This window comes from Pedobacter sp. JY14-1, assembly GCF_029269825.1.
GTDB lineage: Bacteria > Bacteroidota > Bacteroidia > Sphingobacteriales > Sphingobacteriaceae > Pedobacter.
On record NZ_JARJHU010000001.1, the window covers coordinates 50,950 to 66,700 of the forward strand.

The window sequence follows — 15,751 nt, forward strand, 5'->3', positions numbered from 1 at the left end:
AACTAAATCCGGCGTGCTTTAGTATACTAACATTTAAAAAAAATTATATCGCCTTCCTCTCCGCTTCCCCCATCAATCCCCTAACTCCAATCTGATCGCCTCTTTTACCGGGCTATAATCAACATTAGCCACATTGCTTTCAACCGCGAAACTCCCCGAAGGAAACAACGGCGGCTGCGCCATAAACTTAGGCTCCTTCCCGCGATGCCCTTGCGCAGCATGAACCAGAAACGGATGACACAGATAAACGGTCCCCGCCGTTCCGGTGGCCAGCACCTCCTCTCGCTCCGGCAAATCAGCCAGCTTCGTCGCCAGTTCCATAAAAGACAACCCCTCTTCACCATGAGGTTTCAGCATTCGGGCAACATCCAGGTGTGAACCTTTCAGAATTCTGGTCGGCGCATCCCGTTCGCTCACATCTGAAAACAGGAACAACATGAGCAATGCCCTGCCTTTTGAATGCACGTTAATCCTGTAAGAGAAAAAGTCGCTGGGATCAGCGCCCGGAAATCCCGCATCCACATGCCAGCCGGTATCACCGGCATCCGTCTCCGACGGAAAACGAACGGGAAACGCACCCATGCTCCTGCACGGAATCCAATTATCTTTCCCGACCAGTTGATCAAATGCGTTGTGAAGGATGCTGGTATTGGCAGCCCTGACAAAGGGCTCCTGGGCATACATCCCCAGCCAGACTACCGGTTTGGTCCAGGTTGCCGGGTCATTCGGATCTGCAGGAATATCCTTCCAAAGGATTTCTCTTGCTTCGGCAGCCAGATCAGCAGGAAAAGCGTGATCAATGCAGACAAAACCGTCTGTAATAAATGATTGTATTTGTTGAGTATTTAAGCGATTACTATTGAGCATAATGTTTAATATAAAAGTTCAGACATAACGATTCAGTGTCCCTTCGGGGACATCAGCCTTATAGACTTGAAACTTATATTATAACATCACAGTCATTCTCATACTCAAATATACCGATTTTCTTATTCCTGCAAAGCTTCTCCGGCGATCCCGCCCTGGGATTCAATTACACACAAGCCGGCTGTCCGGCTTCGCACACCTAACGTCCGAAAACGAACGACCTTTAGCGATATTCGCACAAAAAACCTGCTAAAACATAAATAAAGGGCATGATCATTACTGGCATAAACTTGGTAAATTGCATTTCGGTTCATCAGTTCATCAAATCTGCGCCGTAATGTTCAAACTTAATTTAAAAATTGCCCTGCGAAATCTCTGGAAAAGCAAAACCGCATCGATTATCAATATAGCAGGGCTCTCGATTGGCATATCTGCCTGCTTACTCCTTTTGCTTTATGTAAGTTACGAACTGAACTACGACCGGCAATATAAAGACGTTGACAAGATCTATCAGGTGATGACCAACTTCCAGGATGCCTCAGGGAAGATCACCAGCACTGGAACGTCTCCGGGTAACGGCATTGCCATGGCGATCCGGGAAAAGGTGCCGGAGATTGATGCCATTACACGCATTGCCGGTGGCAACGAGACCCTGATTGCCAATCGCGATCAAAGTTTCAAACGTGTCAACCTCTTCGCCGATCCCGAAATCCTGAAAGTGTTCGGCTACGACTTCATTGCCGGGAATCCGGACAAGGCTTTGAATGCACCAAATGCAATCATACTGACGGAGGAAACTGCAAAATTACTCTTCGGTACAACCGATGTGCTGAGCAAGACGGTAAGGTATGCAGATTCACATGACTTTATCGTTACAGGCGTGATCAAAGACATTCCCGCCAACGTATACCTTAGGTTTGATTTCCTGATGCCATGGTCCTTTTACACAACGATTGATGATGAAGCCAGAAATCCGGGCTGGGGCAATTTCAGCTTTCTGGCAATGGCCAAGGTGAACAACCCGGCTAAACTCGACGACATCAACGCAAAGGTCGGAAAGCTCTTCAACGAAAACTACAAGGACCAGAAAAATCAAAACTTCCTTTTCCCCATAGCAGATTTGCATTTGCACGGTGAGTTCCTGAACGGGAAAAGCGTAGGCGGAGACATCAGTCGCGTGCGCCTGTTTATCGCCTTGGCCATTGGCATCCTGGCCATTGCCTGCATTAATTTCATGAACATGGCGACGGCGAAGTCCGAACGCAGGGCAAAAGAGGTAGGCATCAAAAAAACAATTGGTGCCACCAGGTTTTCACTCATGATCCAGTTTCTGACAGAATCCATGATCATGGCTTTTGCCGCGCTGTTGATTGCCATTGCGGTCGTGGAAGTAAGCCTGCCTGCTTTCAACGACCTGCTCGACCTGCAGCTCCGGATCGATTATACAGACACGGGCTACTGGCTGGTGCTTACCACAGTGGTATTGTCTGCCGGTTTTTTCTCAGGTCTGTACCCCGCCCTGTTCCTGTCCTCATTCAACCCCGTTCAGAATTTAAAGCGCGCAGCTACCAGGACCCGACCTCTCCCCATTAATCTCCGTCAAGTGCTGGTGGTCGTTCAGTTTTGCTTTACCATTATCCTGGTCATTGCGACGCTGGTCATCTATCAGCAGATCCAGTTTGCAAAAGACAGACCCGTAGGCTACGGAATAGACCTGCTCGCGGAAATGCCACAGGACGGTGAGCTTTATGGCAAATTTGAGGTCTTTAAGGACCAGTTGATCAAAAGCGGTGCGGTGACTTCTGTAAACCAGTCCTCGCGGAGCATGACCAACGTGAGCAATTGGTTCTATGGCTTTAAATGGCCGGGCATGGAAAAACAAGGTGAAGAAATCGTTTTTAACCGCCTCGAAACCGCCTACGATCTGGTGAATACCACCAAGATGCAGCTCCTGGCCGGACGTGACTTTTCCAGAAACTTTGCTTCCGACACGGCAGGTATACTGCTCAGCGCATCTGCCGTTAAAGCGATGAAACTCAAAGATCCAATCGGGACAAAAGTCACACTTTTCGACAGACAGCTTACAGTGATCGGCGTATTCAAAGACTTCCTGTGGAATTCACCATTCCATTCCGGTCGTCCTATGGTGATCAATTTCAATAAGGCCCAGGGCGGCAATATCAAAATGCGGCTGAACCCGGCCAACAGTTTATCCAGAAACATTGAATTGATCTCCGGCCTGACCAAAGCGATCAATCCTAAATACCCTGTGCAGATCAATTTCGCTGATGAACTCTATGCCAGGAAACTAAAATCCGAAAAAGTGCTGGGCATTCTCGCCAACATCTTCGGCGGAATCGCAATGTTCATCTCCTGCATGGGACTTTATGGACTGGTTGCCTACAGTGCCGAACAGCGAACCAAGGAATTCGGCGTACGCCGTGTGCTCGGTGCATCCGTCGGCAGCCTCATGAACCTGCTTTCCTGGTCTTTCCTGAAAATGGTAGCCATTGCAGCCATTATCGGCGTACCCCTAGCCTGCTACATCATGAACCGCTGGCTTACCACCTTCGAATTCAGAACCAACATATCCTGGCTGCTCATCGTCGCCTCCGTAGCAGGAACCGCACTGATCTCCCTTTTCACGGTAAGCTATCAGGCCTACAGGGCCGCAAATGCAGACCCTGTAAAGGCACTGAAGTACGAATAGCAGCTAGGTTTCCAAAGGATTTCTCTTGCTTCAGCAGCAGGAAAAGCATGATCAATGCAGACAAAGCCGTCTGTACTAAATGATTGGCATTTGTTTCCTCAAATCAACGAAATCAATTCCGCAATCCTGTTCGAAATCCCAACCTCATTATCATACCAGGCCACCACCTTCACAAACTTACCCATCGCTTTCGTCATTCCACCATCGACAATCGACGAATGCGTATTACCGAGAATATCAGAAGACACAAACTGCTCTTCAGTGTATTCCATAACACCTTTAAGGCTTGTTTCCGCATAACGCTTCAATACCTCATTCACTTCTTTTGCAGTAACCTCCCTATTCAGATTGATGGAAAGATCTACAATAGAACCATCGATCACCGGTACACGGTAAGAGTAGCCATCCATCTTTCCCTGCAGGCTGGGCAATACATTGCCGATCGCCTTAGCAGCTCCGGTAGTAGTCGGAATGATTGAATAAGCGGCAGCACGTGCACGACGAAGATCCTTATGCGGAGCGTCCTGCAGGTTTTGGTCAGCCGTAAAAGCGTGCACGGTAACCATGTAGCCAGACTCAATGCCAAACTCTTTATCCAGTGCAAATAACACAGGCGCAATGCTTCCGGTAGTACAGGAGGCAGTGGAATAGATCTGGTCGCCGCCGATGAGATCATTGTTGACGCCGTGAACGATGGTTTTTACGCCGCCGGTTGCCGGTGCAGTGATGAGGACTTTCTTTGCACCTGCGTCAATATGCGCTTGAGCAGCAGATTTGTCTGTAAAACGGCCGGTGGATTCAATCACGGCATCAACCCCTAAAGCCTTCCACGGAAGCCTGGCAGGATCTTTTTCTTTAAACATGGCAATGCGTTTACCGTTGACTTGTAAAGTTTCGCCCTCAGCGATGACCTCTCCTGAGAAGCGTCCGTGTGCGGTATCATATTTTAACAAATGGGCAAGCGTATCTACGTCGGTAAGGTCATTGATCGCTATCACCTCTACTTCGGGGTGAGACTGAAGGGCACGTAAGGTCATCCGGCCGATTCGACCGAAACCATTGATTGCAATTTTCATCGTATTATATATTAATTCGTGAGTAATTCTGCGATGCCAGCATCTTTTAATGCCGTTCGAAAGGTGCGCCGGTAATCAGACGGCGTAACGTTCAGGTGTCTTAAGAATGTACGGCGCATACCGACCAGGTTAACCAGTCCACACTTTTCTGCGATGATTTCCAGCGGAACGTCCGTATCTTCCAGTAATTTACGGGCAGCTTCCACACGCAGCTTTTCTATAAATTTAGCTGGCGGCATTCCTGTTTGTTTATGAAATACCCTGGTAAAATTACGGGTACTCATGTTAAAATGATCGGAGATGTGCGCCACATCCAGCGACTCGTGTAAGTGGTCTTTCAACCATAGCTGTAATTTCGCTGCCAGGTTCTCGCTTTCATATAGGGGTAGCAGGTTACCGAATTGAGTCTGAAAACCGGGGCGGCTCAGATAAAACACCAGTTTCCTGGCAACTTTTATCGCCAGATCCCTGCCATAATCCTCTTCAACCATAGCCAGGGAAAGATCAATGCCTGATGACACACCAGCGGAGGTATAAATATTACCGTCAGCCGTGAAGAACTGGTGCCCTTCTACCTGTATGGCAGGATATTCCTTTTTCAGAACTTCACTGCGTTCCCAGTGTGTCGTCGCCCTTTTACCATCCAGCAAACCTGCTTTAGCTAAGGCAAAGGCACCACCACAGATAGAAACAATGCGCCTGATTTGAGTCGTATCGATATGACTGAGCCAGTCATGAAAATCAGCCAGTCGAAGATCACCTTCAGCGCTTCTGTCATTTCCCGCCACAATCAGCGTATCAATAGGCCCCTCTATTTCCATGACATGATATGGGCAGCTGATTTCCACACCTGTACGCGCCTGCACTTTTCGGTCTGTCGTAGGCGCTGCAATGCATACTTCGTATCCCTCAGGTAAACCGGATTCTGTAAGACAAGCGTTCGCACTTGTAAAAACGTCAGAAGGCCCCGCAAAGTTCAGGAGCATATTTCCCGACATCACGACAATAACTACTTTCTTATGCTGTGCGTTATCATTCATAACACAAAGTTACATGACAACACAGTTGTCTCAAAGGACATAAATTAGTCAATTTAGGACATGTCGTTTAAATCAGATGATTGAGGTAAAGGACTAGTATATCAAAACATAAAAATTTATAATTCTTTGATCTCCGGTATCTAAAGTCTGATATACCTTTCCGTTTATGCTCAATTCTTTGTTAAAAAGTATGCATTAAATTAAGTTCCTTATCTGTTGAAAACCAAATGAAATTATTCTTCCGGACGGACTTGCTTGCAAGCATATCAACCAAATTAGAAATAAAAAAAGAAAACGATAGTTCGCTTAAATTATAGAGCGAATGTGGTTGGGCTTCATCTGGCCAGTATTTCAAAAACAGATCGCTGTTAAAAGAAATGTGATTAACTTTAAACTTAGAATATCCGGCGAGTTCGGTAACTATTGCGTTTGCATTGACAACTGCATTAGCTATTGTAATAGGATTAGGGTCACGAAATCCTTCAAATGAAAAAATTCCATTGAAAAATCCGTCATCATCTTCATCCTTTGCACTAAAAATAAAGTGTCCGTTTTCGTTCGCACGAAGTACAGTATCGTGCAAAGAGGCTTGTTGCAAATTTGCTTTAACCTCGATGATACCTCTAACTACGTCCGCGGTTAAAATTGCAAAATCTCCTTCACGAAATAGGAGTGGACTATCACTGTCGTAAATAATCAAATCTATCTGACGGGAAGCTAGATGTTGTCCTCTTTCTTCGGTCTGCCTCACTACAAAACCTGTTGAAATGTTGTATTTTTCAGGAAGGAATTTCTTTATAATATTCTTGAGTACAGCTTCCTTGTGTCTGCCAACCTCAGGCCAATGCTGTACTAGATTTTTGACTCTGTTCGTAACCGCTAATAATTCCTTAGAGGTTGATTTATGAAATTCTGTGAGATTCATTAGCTATTAGTTATCAAGCAAATTTAATAAACACAAATATTATTTGATAAACACAGTTACTTTGTTGTTAAAAGCAGCGCATTGGTCCTAAAGTTGCTAACGTAACAATCGTTATATGAATGGTTTTAAATTTGGAAATTTACTTACTTGATTTTAATCCACGATCAAACAGAAATAACAAACTCAATATGGCATTAGTGATTGGCGATTAAAAAAGATTACATTTTGACACTAGGACGGGTTTTCGTCAGTTAAACATTTCGAGATTTCCAGAGCATAATAATACTATTGATGATTTTGTTAAGTAACTTTTGAAGTTTTCTATTTTTACTTAACTTAGTTACTGGAAATTATTTAAATTAATGTAATGGCTAAATCAAATTCAAACTTGTCGACAAGGGTTTCAGCTGATCCGGCTAAAAGCTTTTTCGTTTCAATGCTTATAAAAGATATAACATTAAGAGATGCCATCGGTGACTTGGTAGACAATTCTGTAGACGCAATTAAAGCGAGGACGTCCGGTCAAAACGACCTAAAAGGATTTGAGATAACGATAACCTTAGACGAAAATCACTTTGAAATTACAGATAATGGCTTTGGAATGGAGGCAAGTGTCGCGAGAAATACTGCATTCAATTTTGGTAAGTCTGAAAAGCACCACCTGATTGATAATTCAATTGGACAGTTTGGAATTGGCATGAAAAGAGCTTTTTTTAAAATCGGAAATTTAATTAAAGTTGATTCGAGAGCTCAAACTTCTCAATTTTCTCTTTCGATAAATGTTGAAGAATGGTTAAAAGAACCCAGAGATTGGTATTTCAATTTTGATAAGGATAATTTAAAGGAAAACTTAAAATCTCCCCCTAAAAATCCGGGAGTAGCCGTGTCGATCACAGAACTTAGTTTTGATTCAAAGGTCAGCTTTAATGATAAAAAGTTTGTTGACACTTTGCGAAAGGAGATCGCTGTCGAGCACATGCTGAATATAAACAAGGGCCTTAAAATATTAGTAAATGGTTATCGATTAGGGTCTACAAATATAGATTTAGTTTACGACGACTTAATTAAACCTACATTTTGGGATAAAGTTGAATCCAATAGATCTGTCAAAATTATTGCAGGTGTATCCAATAAAAGTGCTGATGAGGGTGGATGGTATATTTTCTGTAATGACAGACTGATTGTTGCAAAGGATACCACAGATCAGACTGTTTGGACTGGCTTGAGAGGTGACGGCGTACCATTATGGCATTCGCAGTATTACCGATTTAGAGGGTATGTATTTTTTGAAGCACAGAACTCTTCTGAGCTTCCTTGGAACACTACAAAAACTGGCATGGACATGGATTCTCCCTATTACAAAGAAGTTAGATCTCGAATGATAAACATGACACGTCAGGTAATGGATTTACTTGACCGATTAAAAGAGGAGAAAGAGAAAGATAACCCAGAAGAAAATCAAACGTTGAATGCTGCGGTTGAGGAAAGTCTAAAAAAAACTACTTCTGTCTTAGATGTCCTTCAAAAAGCAACAACACTTAGCCATAAGTTTGAATATCCGATTGAGTTGTTTAATCCGGCGAAAAAAAGCAATTCTGTAAAAATTTCTTATCCAGTTTCTACTGAAAGGTTTCAATCAGTAAAGCAACATCTTAAAGTGTCTACAATAAAGGATGTGGGTTTGGCTACATTTAATTATTATTACGATAACGAATTATAGGCATGTCAAGTTTCGAAAAAATTAACTATAATTTGCGCCCAAACAAATGTATCGAAAGAAAAATGATGTGCGAAGCTTTCCAACGACTCTGTTTTCTAGAGCATTTGGATAAATACAGGTATATTGGATTTGGTTCAGCCTATTTTACGGATTTCAGTTTGTTTCATAAATATTTGGGCATAAATGATCTCATCTCCATTGAAATAGAGGAAGCGAAAAAAGCTCGATTTGAGTTTAACATTCCTTATTCTGGGATTAAGATGCATTACGGACGGTCCACAACCATACTACCAAATCTAGAATTAGAAAAACATAGCAATATTGTTTGGCTGGACTATGACGATAAAATTTGTGAGTACATGTTCGCAGATTTGGATACAGTTGTTTTTAACTGCAAACCAGGAAGCATTTTCGTAGTTTCGGTAAATGTTGAGGAAATACACGCTGCAGCGAATGACCTGAATGGCAAATCTATTAAAGATTATCGTCTTCAAGACTTAATAAACCGTTGTGGTAATGATAATGTGCCATTGGAATTTAGAAATCTAAATTTCAATACCAGGAATTTGGGTAAAGTTAGCTACGAGATGATTAGTCGACAAATAAGTTCAACTCTGATTAGTAGAAATGGAGATAGTCCTGGTGAAGTCTCATACCAACAACTATTTCATTTTATATATAAAGACAATGCAACTATCCTGACAGTTGGAGGAATTCTTTTCACTGAAGATCAGAAGCCAGACATAGAGAAAATGGCATTGGAGGAATTAGATTATATAAATAAGTCACATGACGCTTTCAAAATTAGTAGCCCAAACCTTACGTATAAAGAAGTAAAAGCTCTGGACTCATTATTGCCCGATAAAATGGAATTTCTGAATGGTAAATTTAAAAATAAAAAAATTCGTCAGATCCCACTTATTCCAAATGATATTATTGAATATGCAAAGATATACCGATATTATCCGAATTATAGCGAGACAAACATATGAACGCTTCTAGCGAATGAAAAATGCCGATAGAGGGCCGTCATTTCATAGTATTTTAATAGCTTTGTGCCGCAATGAAAATTTCTAGTGTTCTCGATGAAAACAAATATTCTTTCGTAGACTTATTTGCTGGCGCAGGTGGATTTGGTTTGGGATTTAAGTTAGCGGGTTTCAGTCCTGTTTTGTCAATAGAAAAGGATTTATGGGCGGCTAACACTCTTAAGAAAAATAATACATCTGAAGTACACCAGATCATTAATGGGGATATTAGAAGGTATACGCATAGAAACGATATATTATCTCTTGTTAAAAGTTCGCCGGATGTGATTATTGGCGGGCCTCCTTGTCAAGGGTATAGTCTAGCGGGTCCAACCAAAGACCCTAAAGATCCTCGAAACTCGCTATTTTTATATTTCGCTCGATGGGTAAACATTCTTAAACCGAAAGTCTTCGTAATGGAGAATGTAACCGGTCTACTTCATCGACGCAATGCTAATGGCGAAAAAGTAATTGATATAATCATTGAGTCCTTTGCCGCTAAGGGCTACAATGTTGAACTATGGAAACTTAATTCTGCAAACTATGGTGTTCCTCAATTGAGAAACAGAATTTTTATAGTCGGTAATTTATATGGCAAAAAAATCAATGCGCCTCATCCAAGTCACAGAATACCCTTGACTGACAAAAACCTGGACAGCTTGCCCAATGCGATAACTGTAGCACAAGCTATAAATGACTTACCTCCTATTTTGGCAGGAGAAGGTGGTCCTTCAGTTGAATACAATTCACTGCCTAATAATACCTATCAAATTTGGGCCCGAACAGGTTCCCAGTTTGCTTATAACCATGAAGCAATGAAGCATACGAAAAGGCTAATCGGTCGGTTTGAAATGATTCAGATGGGCGCAAAGCTTACAGATATTTCTGAAGATCTTAAAGTAAGGAAGCGAAATGGGAATGGAGAAATATCTGATGTAAGTTATCAATCTAATTATAGACATCTGAAATCGGATTCTATATCTCACACTATTCCCGCATCATTCTATTCAAATTTTATTCATCCGACAATTCCTAGAAATATAACTTCAAGAGAGGCTGCTCGAATCCAGTCATTTCCAGATACTTATATTTTCGAAGGCCAGCGAACAATGATTTCAAGTAAACTTCTAAAAAAGCTCGGAAAAGAGGATTTGGATCATCTTTCACAATACAATCAAATTGGGAATGCTGTTCCACCACTATTATCAAAAGCGATTGCCGTTCATCTTAAAGCTTTCCTAGATAAGAACTCTTCATTGGCACAGAATACAGCGATGCAACAACTGATCCTTGATACTCACTGAAACGATTTATTAAATATCAAGATTTAAAGCCTAGCTCCAATTGTGCCTGTACAAGTTCACATTATCGTTCCACTAAATCTATTTACTATATTTCAATTTAGCAATTAACCAATCGAACGTTTTTTCTCTAATACTTTTTTTCAGAGTGCATTCCCAAACTGTAATGACGGTATAACCTAATTCTGAGAGTAGTGTATAATTTATTTTATCTTTTGCTACGTTTTTTGCCAATTTTGGTAGCCAGAAATCCTGATTTTCTTTTGGCGGTCTGTTCAAGTTGCATCCTTCGTGTCTGTGCCAAAAACATCCATTTATAAAAATTATTGTTTTATATTTTGGCAGGACCATGTCAGGTTTACCTGGTAAATTCTTGTCATGAATTCGATATCGAAATCCTTTAGAATGGAGGTACTTACGCACTAACATTTCAGGTCTAGTATCTTTACTTCGAATCCGGCTCATATTGAATGAGCGGATCTCTTTTGAATGAATATCTGACATCATACTTTATAAACTACTTCAAATGCAAAAATGTTCCTAAATATCTTGCGAAATGAGGCAGGATGGTTTGACCATTTCAGAGAAACCGGATTTATTTTCTGGGTTTATAATCTGGAATCAATTATTAACTCATTAGGATTTTCAGCTATGCCCTGATCTAGCTTTTAAGATGGGCACGATCTCTGACCTAGGATAAATTGTAACAACTCTCGCATTACTTTAAACCGTGATCGTAAGCACGAACAAGCATGATCATATTGATTATCTTTACACCAATCTAAAAACAATGAACAAACGCATCGAACCCCTCTACCGCAAGGAAAACAAAGTATCCCTGTCCAACAAATACAATGTTTCCAAAGGAAGTGAATATCGCTACGACCGGCACACTAAGGCGTTTTTGAATGACGACCGCAAACATAAACCTATGAATAGCGGCAAACACGGTTACGATTACACGCCATTGTACAAATTCCTGCTTTCCAAGGTAGGCAACGACTGGGATCAGATCTATTCAGAAGCAAAGGCAAGACTCGACGATCCGGAACCTATATTCTGGATGGTGGCACTGCATAAATCAGAGCAACGGAACTTCGTGCGAACAGGTGAATCCACTTACTATTCAGGATTGTTCGTTAATGACGATGGAAAGCTTGCCGTCGTCAACCCTAATGTTACATTCAGCGATCTGCCGGCTCCTTACGCCGGAGAAACGATAAGCTTCAACGGGATGACCATTGATCAAACTGAAAATCATACCCTAAAAACAGATATGGATAATGCAGCAGAAAACAATCATTAGACAACTGTACGCTTAATTTACCTTAGAACCCCTGTCTGCTCATTACACACCAACACCACAGCTGCAATCTTATTACCATCCTCATCAGATTCAAACGTAACAATCGTAGCCCTGTCCCCTATCCTTAAATCAGATGCAGATATCGTTCCTGCTGAATTCCTGATCGTAGTCTGCTTTGTAAGTTTAACCCGTTCAATCGTTCCGTCGCCTTTTTTTATTTTGATGATAGGATTTTCAATACTGGCAATCGCTCCCAGGCCTCCGGTACCTCCGCAGGGATCTCCGCCCTGCGCAACCGGTCTTAATTTTTGCATAGGCTGGCTGCCCTGATAAGCTGCAATCGCATAAAAAGCCACTACGGAAAGCACGACAAGAATCAGCATGCCGGTAACTGCCGCATACCGGGCACGCCATGAAGGCACATACTTTTCCAGGATTTGATATCCCCAATACCCGGCGACAATACCGAGTCCGTTCAGGATAACGTCATCGATATCAAATATGCCCACCTGCAGCAATACCTGTATCCCTTCTATGGAAAAACCAATGGCGGCTGCAAGAACGATTGTCTTTTTCCAGTTGAGCTTTGGAAAGACCAGGGGAAGGAGCAATCCCATGGGTATCAGCAGAATGATATTCCCGATCAGATTGATGCCGCCGATCATCAGGCCCTTCTCACCAAGCAGGTAGGCTAAAATGGTTCGGAATGGCAACAGGTTGGCCGGTCCGGTCTGGGTTCCCCCGAAATTGATCATGATATGCCCGATCAGGATCATGGGTACATCTTTGAATACCATGATTTTGATCAGGATCGCACTGTAGATGACCAGGATAATCAGGGATAGTAAACGCTTATTCATCTCTTAAATTTATGGTTTTTCGTTATTCAAATTGAGTTACCCGCCATTCTGCTCAAAACCCGGCGCACCTCTGGGGGCCTTCCCGGCAAACTGCTGCAGCCTGAGGCTGAAGGTCAGCAGGAAATAACGCCCTAAACGGTTGATATGACTTTGCGTAATGGCGTAAGCATTCTGGGTTGAGGTGAAGCCGGTATTCTGATGGAACACATCAAAGACGGAGAAGCGGACCCCTGCCCTGTTTTGCTTCAGGAAGCGGCACTCCACATAGGCATCCAGCAGGTTTGGGTTTGTAGCCCCCTGGTAACCCTTATTGATCGCTTTACTATAGCTATAGCTGATTGTCCAGTTTTTGAAAATATAGAACTTGCCGTTGGTACCCAGGGTAATGGTCTGAAAATTATTGTTCAGACCGGCGTCTGTGACAGCGTTGCCTGAATGGCTGATCAGGTAATTTGCACTGACCTCTGCATCGGCTTTATCCGCAATATCTACCCGGAAACGTGCACCCTGGCTGAACACAAGGTTCTTTGCAGTATTTCTTTGACTGATCTGGTGCGTACCCAATGAATCGATCACATCGGTCAGAAAAGAAATCTGGTGATCATAGGAAAGCCTTCCGTTCAGGAACCAGGTATATTTTCGCTGAGCCCAGGCGCCCACCAGCACATAGTAGGCCGAGGCATTATAAAACCCGGATGCGTTCCGGTAATTGGTCAGTACCGTACCGGCCAGTCTCGGGTCGGCGATGTAGTTACGGGGATAGTTTATGGTGTGGACCACGATTTTGTGATCCGTCTGCGTAAAGCTTATGGTGCTGAAAAAAGTCCGCCCGGTTCCGTCACCAAATTTATTGTACCTGACCTGGAAGGTATGATTATATTCGGGCAAAAGCTCCGGGTTACCCTGCACCGGGTAGCTGGCATTGGAAAAATCAGCTACCGGCTGCAATTGCTGATAAGTCGGTGCGCTGGACGCACCCTGGAATTGAAAGGCCAGTGCCTGCAGGTCGGTGAAGTTGTAAACGTAGCGGAGTACAGGCGAAAGGTAGAACGGGGTGTGCCGGATGCGTGCATTTCCGGACGATGTGCCTTCCAGCAGCGTGGGCTGTGCGGCCAGCCCCAGGACAAAATTATATTGCTTTTCTGCCAGCTTGTAGTTTGCACCAAAACGGTTGACCATAAACCGGAATGCATAGTCGTTACTCAGATCCGGATCAGGATGGACCATACCGGTTGCGGTAACCGTATCTGTTGATCTTTCCGCAGTGGTATGTGCATTATGGTAATAGTAATTGAATTCCAGGTACGATTTTTTCCCTAAAGGCTCCAGATAGGAAAGAGAGGCACCGGTACTGTCCGTACGGCTGTTGGAATGGATCATCTGGTTTGCGGGTACACCAGACCGGCCAGCCAGGTAAGTGTAGACCGGATGCGCAAACTGGTTATCCGATGTCCTGCCACTGCTCAGCAATACACTGAAATTGCGTCCGCGTTGATGGAAACGGTGATTGTACAATAGGTTCAGGCCAAAGACCGGAGATGAAGACCTGGCATACAGGCTGCCCTGATAATCAGAAAGCAGAGTCCCCGCAGAATTATCGGCCTGCAGTTTTGCAGCAAATGTCTCGTTGCTGCGCACACCACCGTAGGAAAAGGAAGGAACGAGCTTAAAATAGTTCATCGTGTCGGGCTTGTATTCAATATTGAAATTAAACCGGTGAACCAGATTATGGTCTGCTCTTGCGCTGTTGCTGCTCTGGGTGGAGGGCAACTGGCCCGAAAGGTTATTCCGGATCACCGCAGACTGCGTACGCAACACGTTGTCCACAATACTATAGCTTCCGTAAACCTTCAGCTTTTTGCTCCAGTCGTCCCGGTAATTGAGCCCTGCGGCACGTACCGTAGTGATGCCGTTTTGCTTGTCCCCAGACAGATCAGGCCCCTTCTTGATGCCGTTAAGGTCAAACAGGCTGGTATTGGTATTATTCAGGTCGCCGGACAAGCTGATCTGCCGCTTGCCGCGAAAATGGAACAAACTGGCAGATGCGGCATAACGGGCCGCAACATCCGTCCCTTTTCCCCCCGAGATCAGATCACTGCCGCCCCCGGTTGTCCCCTGGGCGAAGTAACCATGGTCTTTGTCCTTCTTGATATTGATATTCAGCACCTTTTGCGCTTCTCCCGTTTTGATGCCTGTCAGCCTGGCCTGATCTCCGTGATCGTCTATGACCTGTACGTTCTGTACCAGGTCTGCAGGCAGGTTGCGGGTAAGGCTTTTGACATCGCCTGCCATGTAATCCTTGCCATTCAGCTGCACCTTACCGATTGGTTTGCCTTGTGCAGAGATGCTACCATCCCGGCTCACATCCAGTCCGGGCATTTTTTTGAGGGCATCTTCAATGACGGCACCCTCGCGTACTTTATAGGCCGCTGCATTGTATTCTATGGTATCTTCTTTCATCCGGACAGCAGCGCTGGTCACGGTCACGCCTTTCAGCGCAATGGTGTCCATCTTTAAAACGATGGGCTCCAGTTCAGCGGTGGTACTGCCAGGGATAAGGCTATACCGGCGTTTAACCGCCTGGTAACCTAAAGACGAAACCACCAGGCTGAACTGGTTAACCCTTACCGACGGAAATATAAACCGGCCACTGGCATCCGCAGCGACCAGCAGGCTGTCTTTGTCCCCAATCAGTCTGACTGTTGCCATCGGCAGCCCCGCTCCTGTGGTGTCCTTTACGGTCCCGCTGACCTGATGGCTGGTCTGTGCGTAAACCGGTGCGGTGAACAGCAGCGTAATGACGGAAAATAGATAGTTAAGTTTCATAGGTCCAATACCATTGGAAGCAAAGCAAAAACTTTATCCAGGCACTATAAAATAGAATAGACCGGCAGGAGATCTTTACCGACCAGGCTCCC

At 43.9% G+C, this 15,751-nt stretch carries 12 protein-coding genes; 5 read left to right on the forward strand and 7 right to left on the reverse strand.

The genetic code is table 11. The features are described from left to right. Positions 1-72: 72 nt before the first annotated feature. Positions 73-867 carry a phytanoyl-CoA dioxygenase family protein gene (locus P2W84_RS00210; RefSeq protein ID WP_276088075.1) on the reverse strand — a complete coding sequence of 265 codons (795 nt, stop codon included), beginning with the start codon at positions 865-867 and terminating at the stop codon, positions 73-75. Positions 868-1,204: 337 nt separating this feature from the next. Here P2W84_RS00210 and P2W84_RS00215 point away from each other — a divergent pair, with 337 nt between their 5' ends. Continuing rightward, positions 1,205-3,577, forward strand: coding sequence for an ABC transporter permease (locus P2W84_RS00215; RefSeq protein ID WP_276088076.1), 2,373 nt, complete (start codon positions 1,205-1,207; stop codon positions 3,575-3,577). A 98-nt stretch (positions 3,578-3,675) separates the two neighbouring features. Here the strand turns inward: P2W84_RS00215 and gap are convergent, their stop codons facing one another. The 3 genes from gap to P2W84_RS00230 all read right to left on the reverse strand — a co-directional run bounded on the left by gap (position 3,676) and on the right by P2W84_RS00230 (position 6,618). Next, positions 3,676-4,653: a type I glyceraldehyde-3-phosphate dehydrogenase gene (gene gap / locus P2W84_RS00220; protein ID WP_276088077.1), complete on the reverse strand. Its 978-nt coding sequence runs from the start codon at positions 4,651-4,653 to the stop codon at positions 3,676-3,678. 11 nt (positions 4,654-4,664) lie between these two features. Beyond that, entirely contained in the window at positions 4,665-5,693 is a 1,029-nt protein-coding gene (locus tag P2W84_RS00225) for a helix-turn-helix domain-containing protein (protein ID WP_276088078.1), read from the reverse strand. Between the two features lie 181 nt (positions 5,694-5,874). Next, the gene (locus tag P2W84_RS00230) at positions 5,875-6,618 is read right to left on the reverse strand and encodes a DUF6602 domain-containing protein (protein ID WP_276088079.1); all 744 of its coding nucleotides are present in this window, start codon (positions 6,616-6,618) and stop codon (positions 5,875-5,877) included. 367 nt (positions 6,619-6,985) lie between these two features. Between P2W84_RS00230 and P2W84_RS00235 the strand changes: the two genes are divergently transcribed. The 3 genes from P2W84_RS00235 (at position 6,986) to P2W84_RS00245 (ending at position 10,670) form a co-directional block, all read left to right on the forward strand. Next, a complete protein-coding gene (locus tag P2W84_RS00235) occupies positions 6,986-8,338 on the forward strand; it encodes an ATP-binding protein (RefSeq protein ID WP_276088080.1) in 1,353 nt (450 codons plus the stop codon). Between the two features lie 2 nt (positions 8,339-8,340). Next, positions 8,341-9,330: an O-methyltransferase gene (locus P2W84_RS00240; protein WP_276088081.1), complete on the forward strand. Its 990-nt coding sequence runs from the start codon at positions 8,341-8,343 to the stop codon at positions 9,328-9,330. A gap of 71 nt (positions 9,331-9,401) precedes the next feature. Continuing rightward, positions 9,402-10,670 carry a DNA cytosine methyltransferase gene (locus tag P2W84_RS00245; RefSeq protein ID WP_276088082.1) on the forward strand — a complete coding sequence of 423 codons (1,269 nt, stop codon included), beginning with the start codon at positions 9,402-9,404 and terminating at the stop codon, positions 10,668-10,670. 78 nt (positions 10,671-10,748) lie between these two features. On the opposite strand, the gene vsr is transcribed toward P2W84_RS00245, so the two are convergent. Next, on the reverse strand, positions 10,749-11,174 hold the full coding sequence (vsr, locus tag P2W84_RS00250) for a DNA mismatch endonuclease Vsr (protein ID WP_346348944.1): 426 nt from the start codon (positions 11,172-11,174) through the stop codon (positions 10,749-10,751). Between the two features lie 283 nt (positions 11,175-11,457). On the opposite strand from vsr, the gene P2W84_RS00255 reads away from it, so the two are divergent. Next, positions 11,458-11,973, forward strand: a complete 516-nt coding sequence (locus P2W84_RS00255) for a hypothetical protein (protein WP_276088084.1) — start codon at positions 11,458-11,460, stop codon at positions 11,971-11,973. Between the two features lie 17 nt (positions 11,974-11,990). On the opposite strand, the gene P2W84_RS00260 is transcribed toward P2W84_RS00255, so the two are convergent. Further along, entirely contained in the window at positions 11,991-12,833 is an 843-nt protein-coding gene (locus P2W84_RS00260) for a VanZ family protein (RefSeq protein WP_276088085.1), read from the reverse strand. Between the two features lie 36 nt (positions 12,834-12,869). Beyond that, positions 12,870-15,659 carry a TonB-dependent receptor gene (locus P2W84_RS00265; RefSeq protein WP_276088086.1) on the reverse strand — a complete coding sequence of 930 codons (2,790 nt, stop codon included), beginning with the start codon at positions 15,657-15,659 and terminating at the stop codon, positions 12,870-12,872. Between the last annotated feature and the right edge of the window lie 92 nt (positions 15,660-15,751).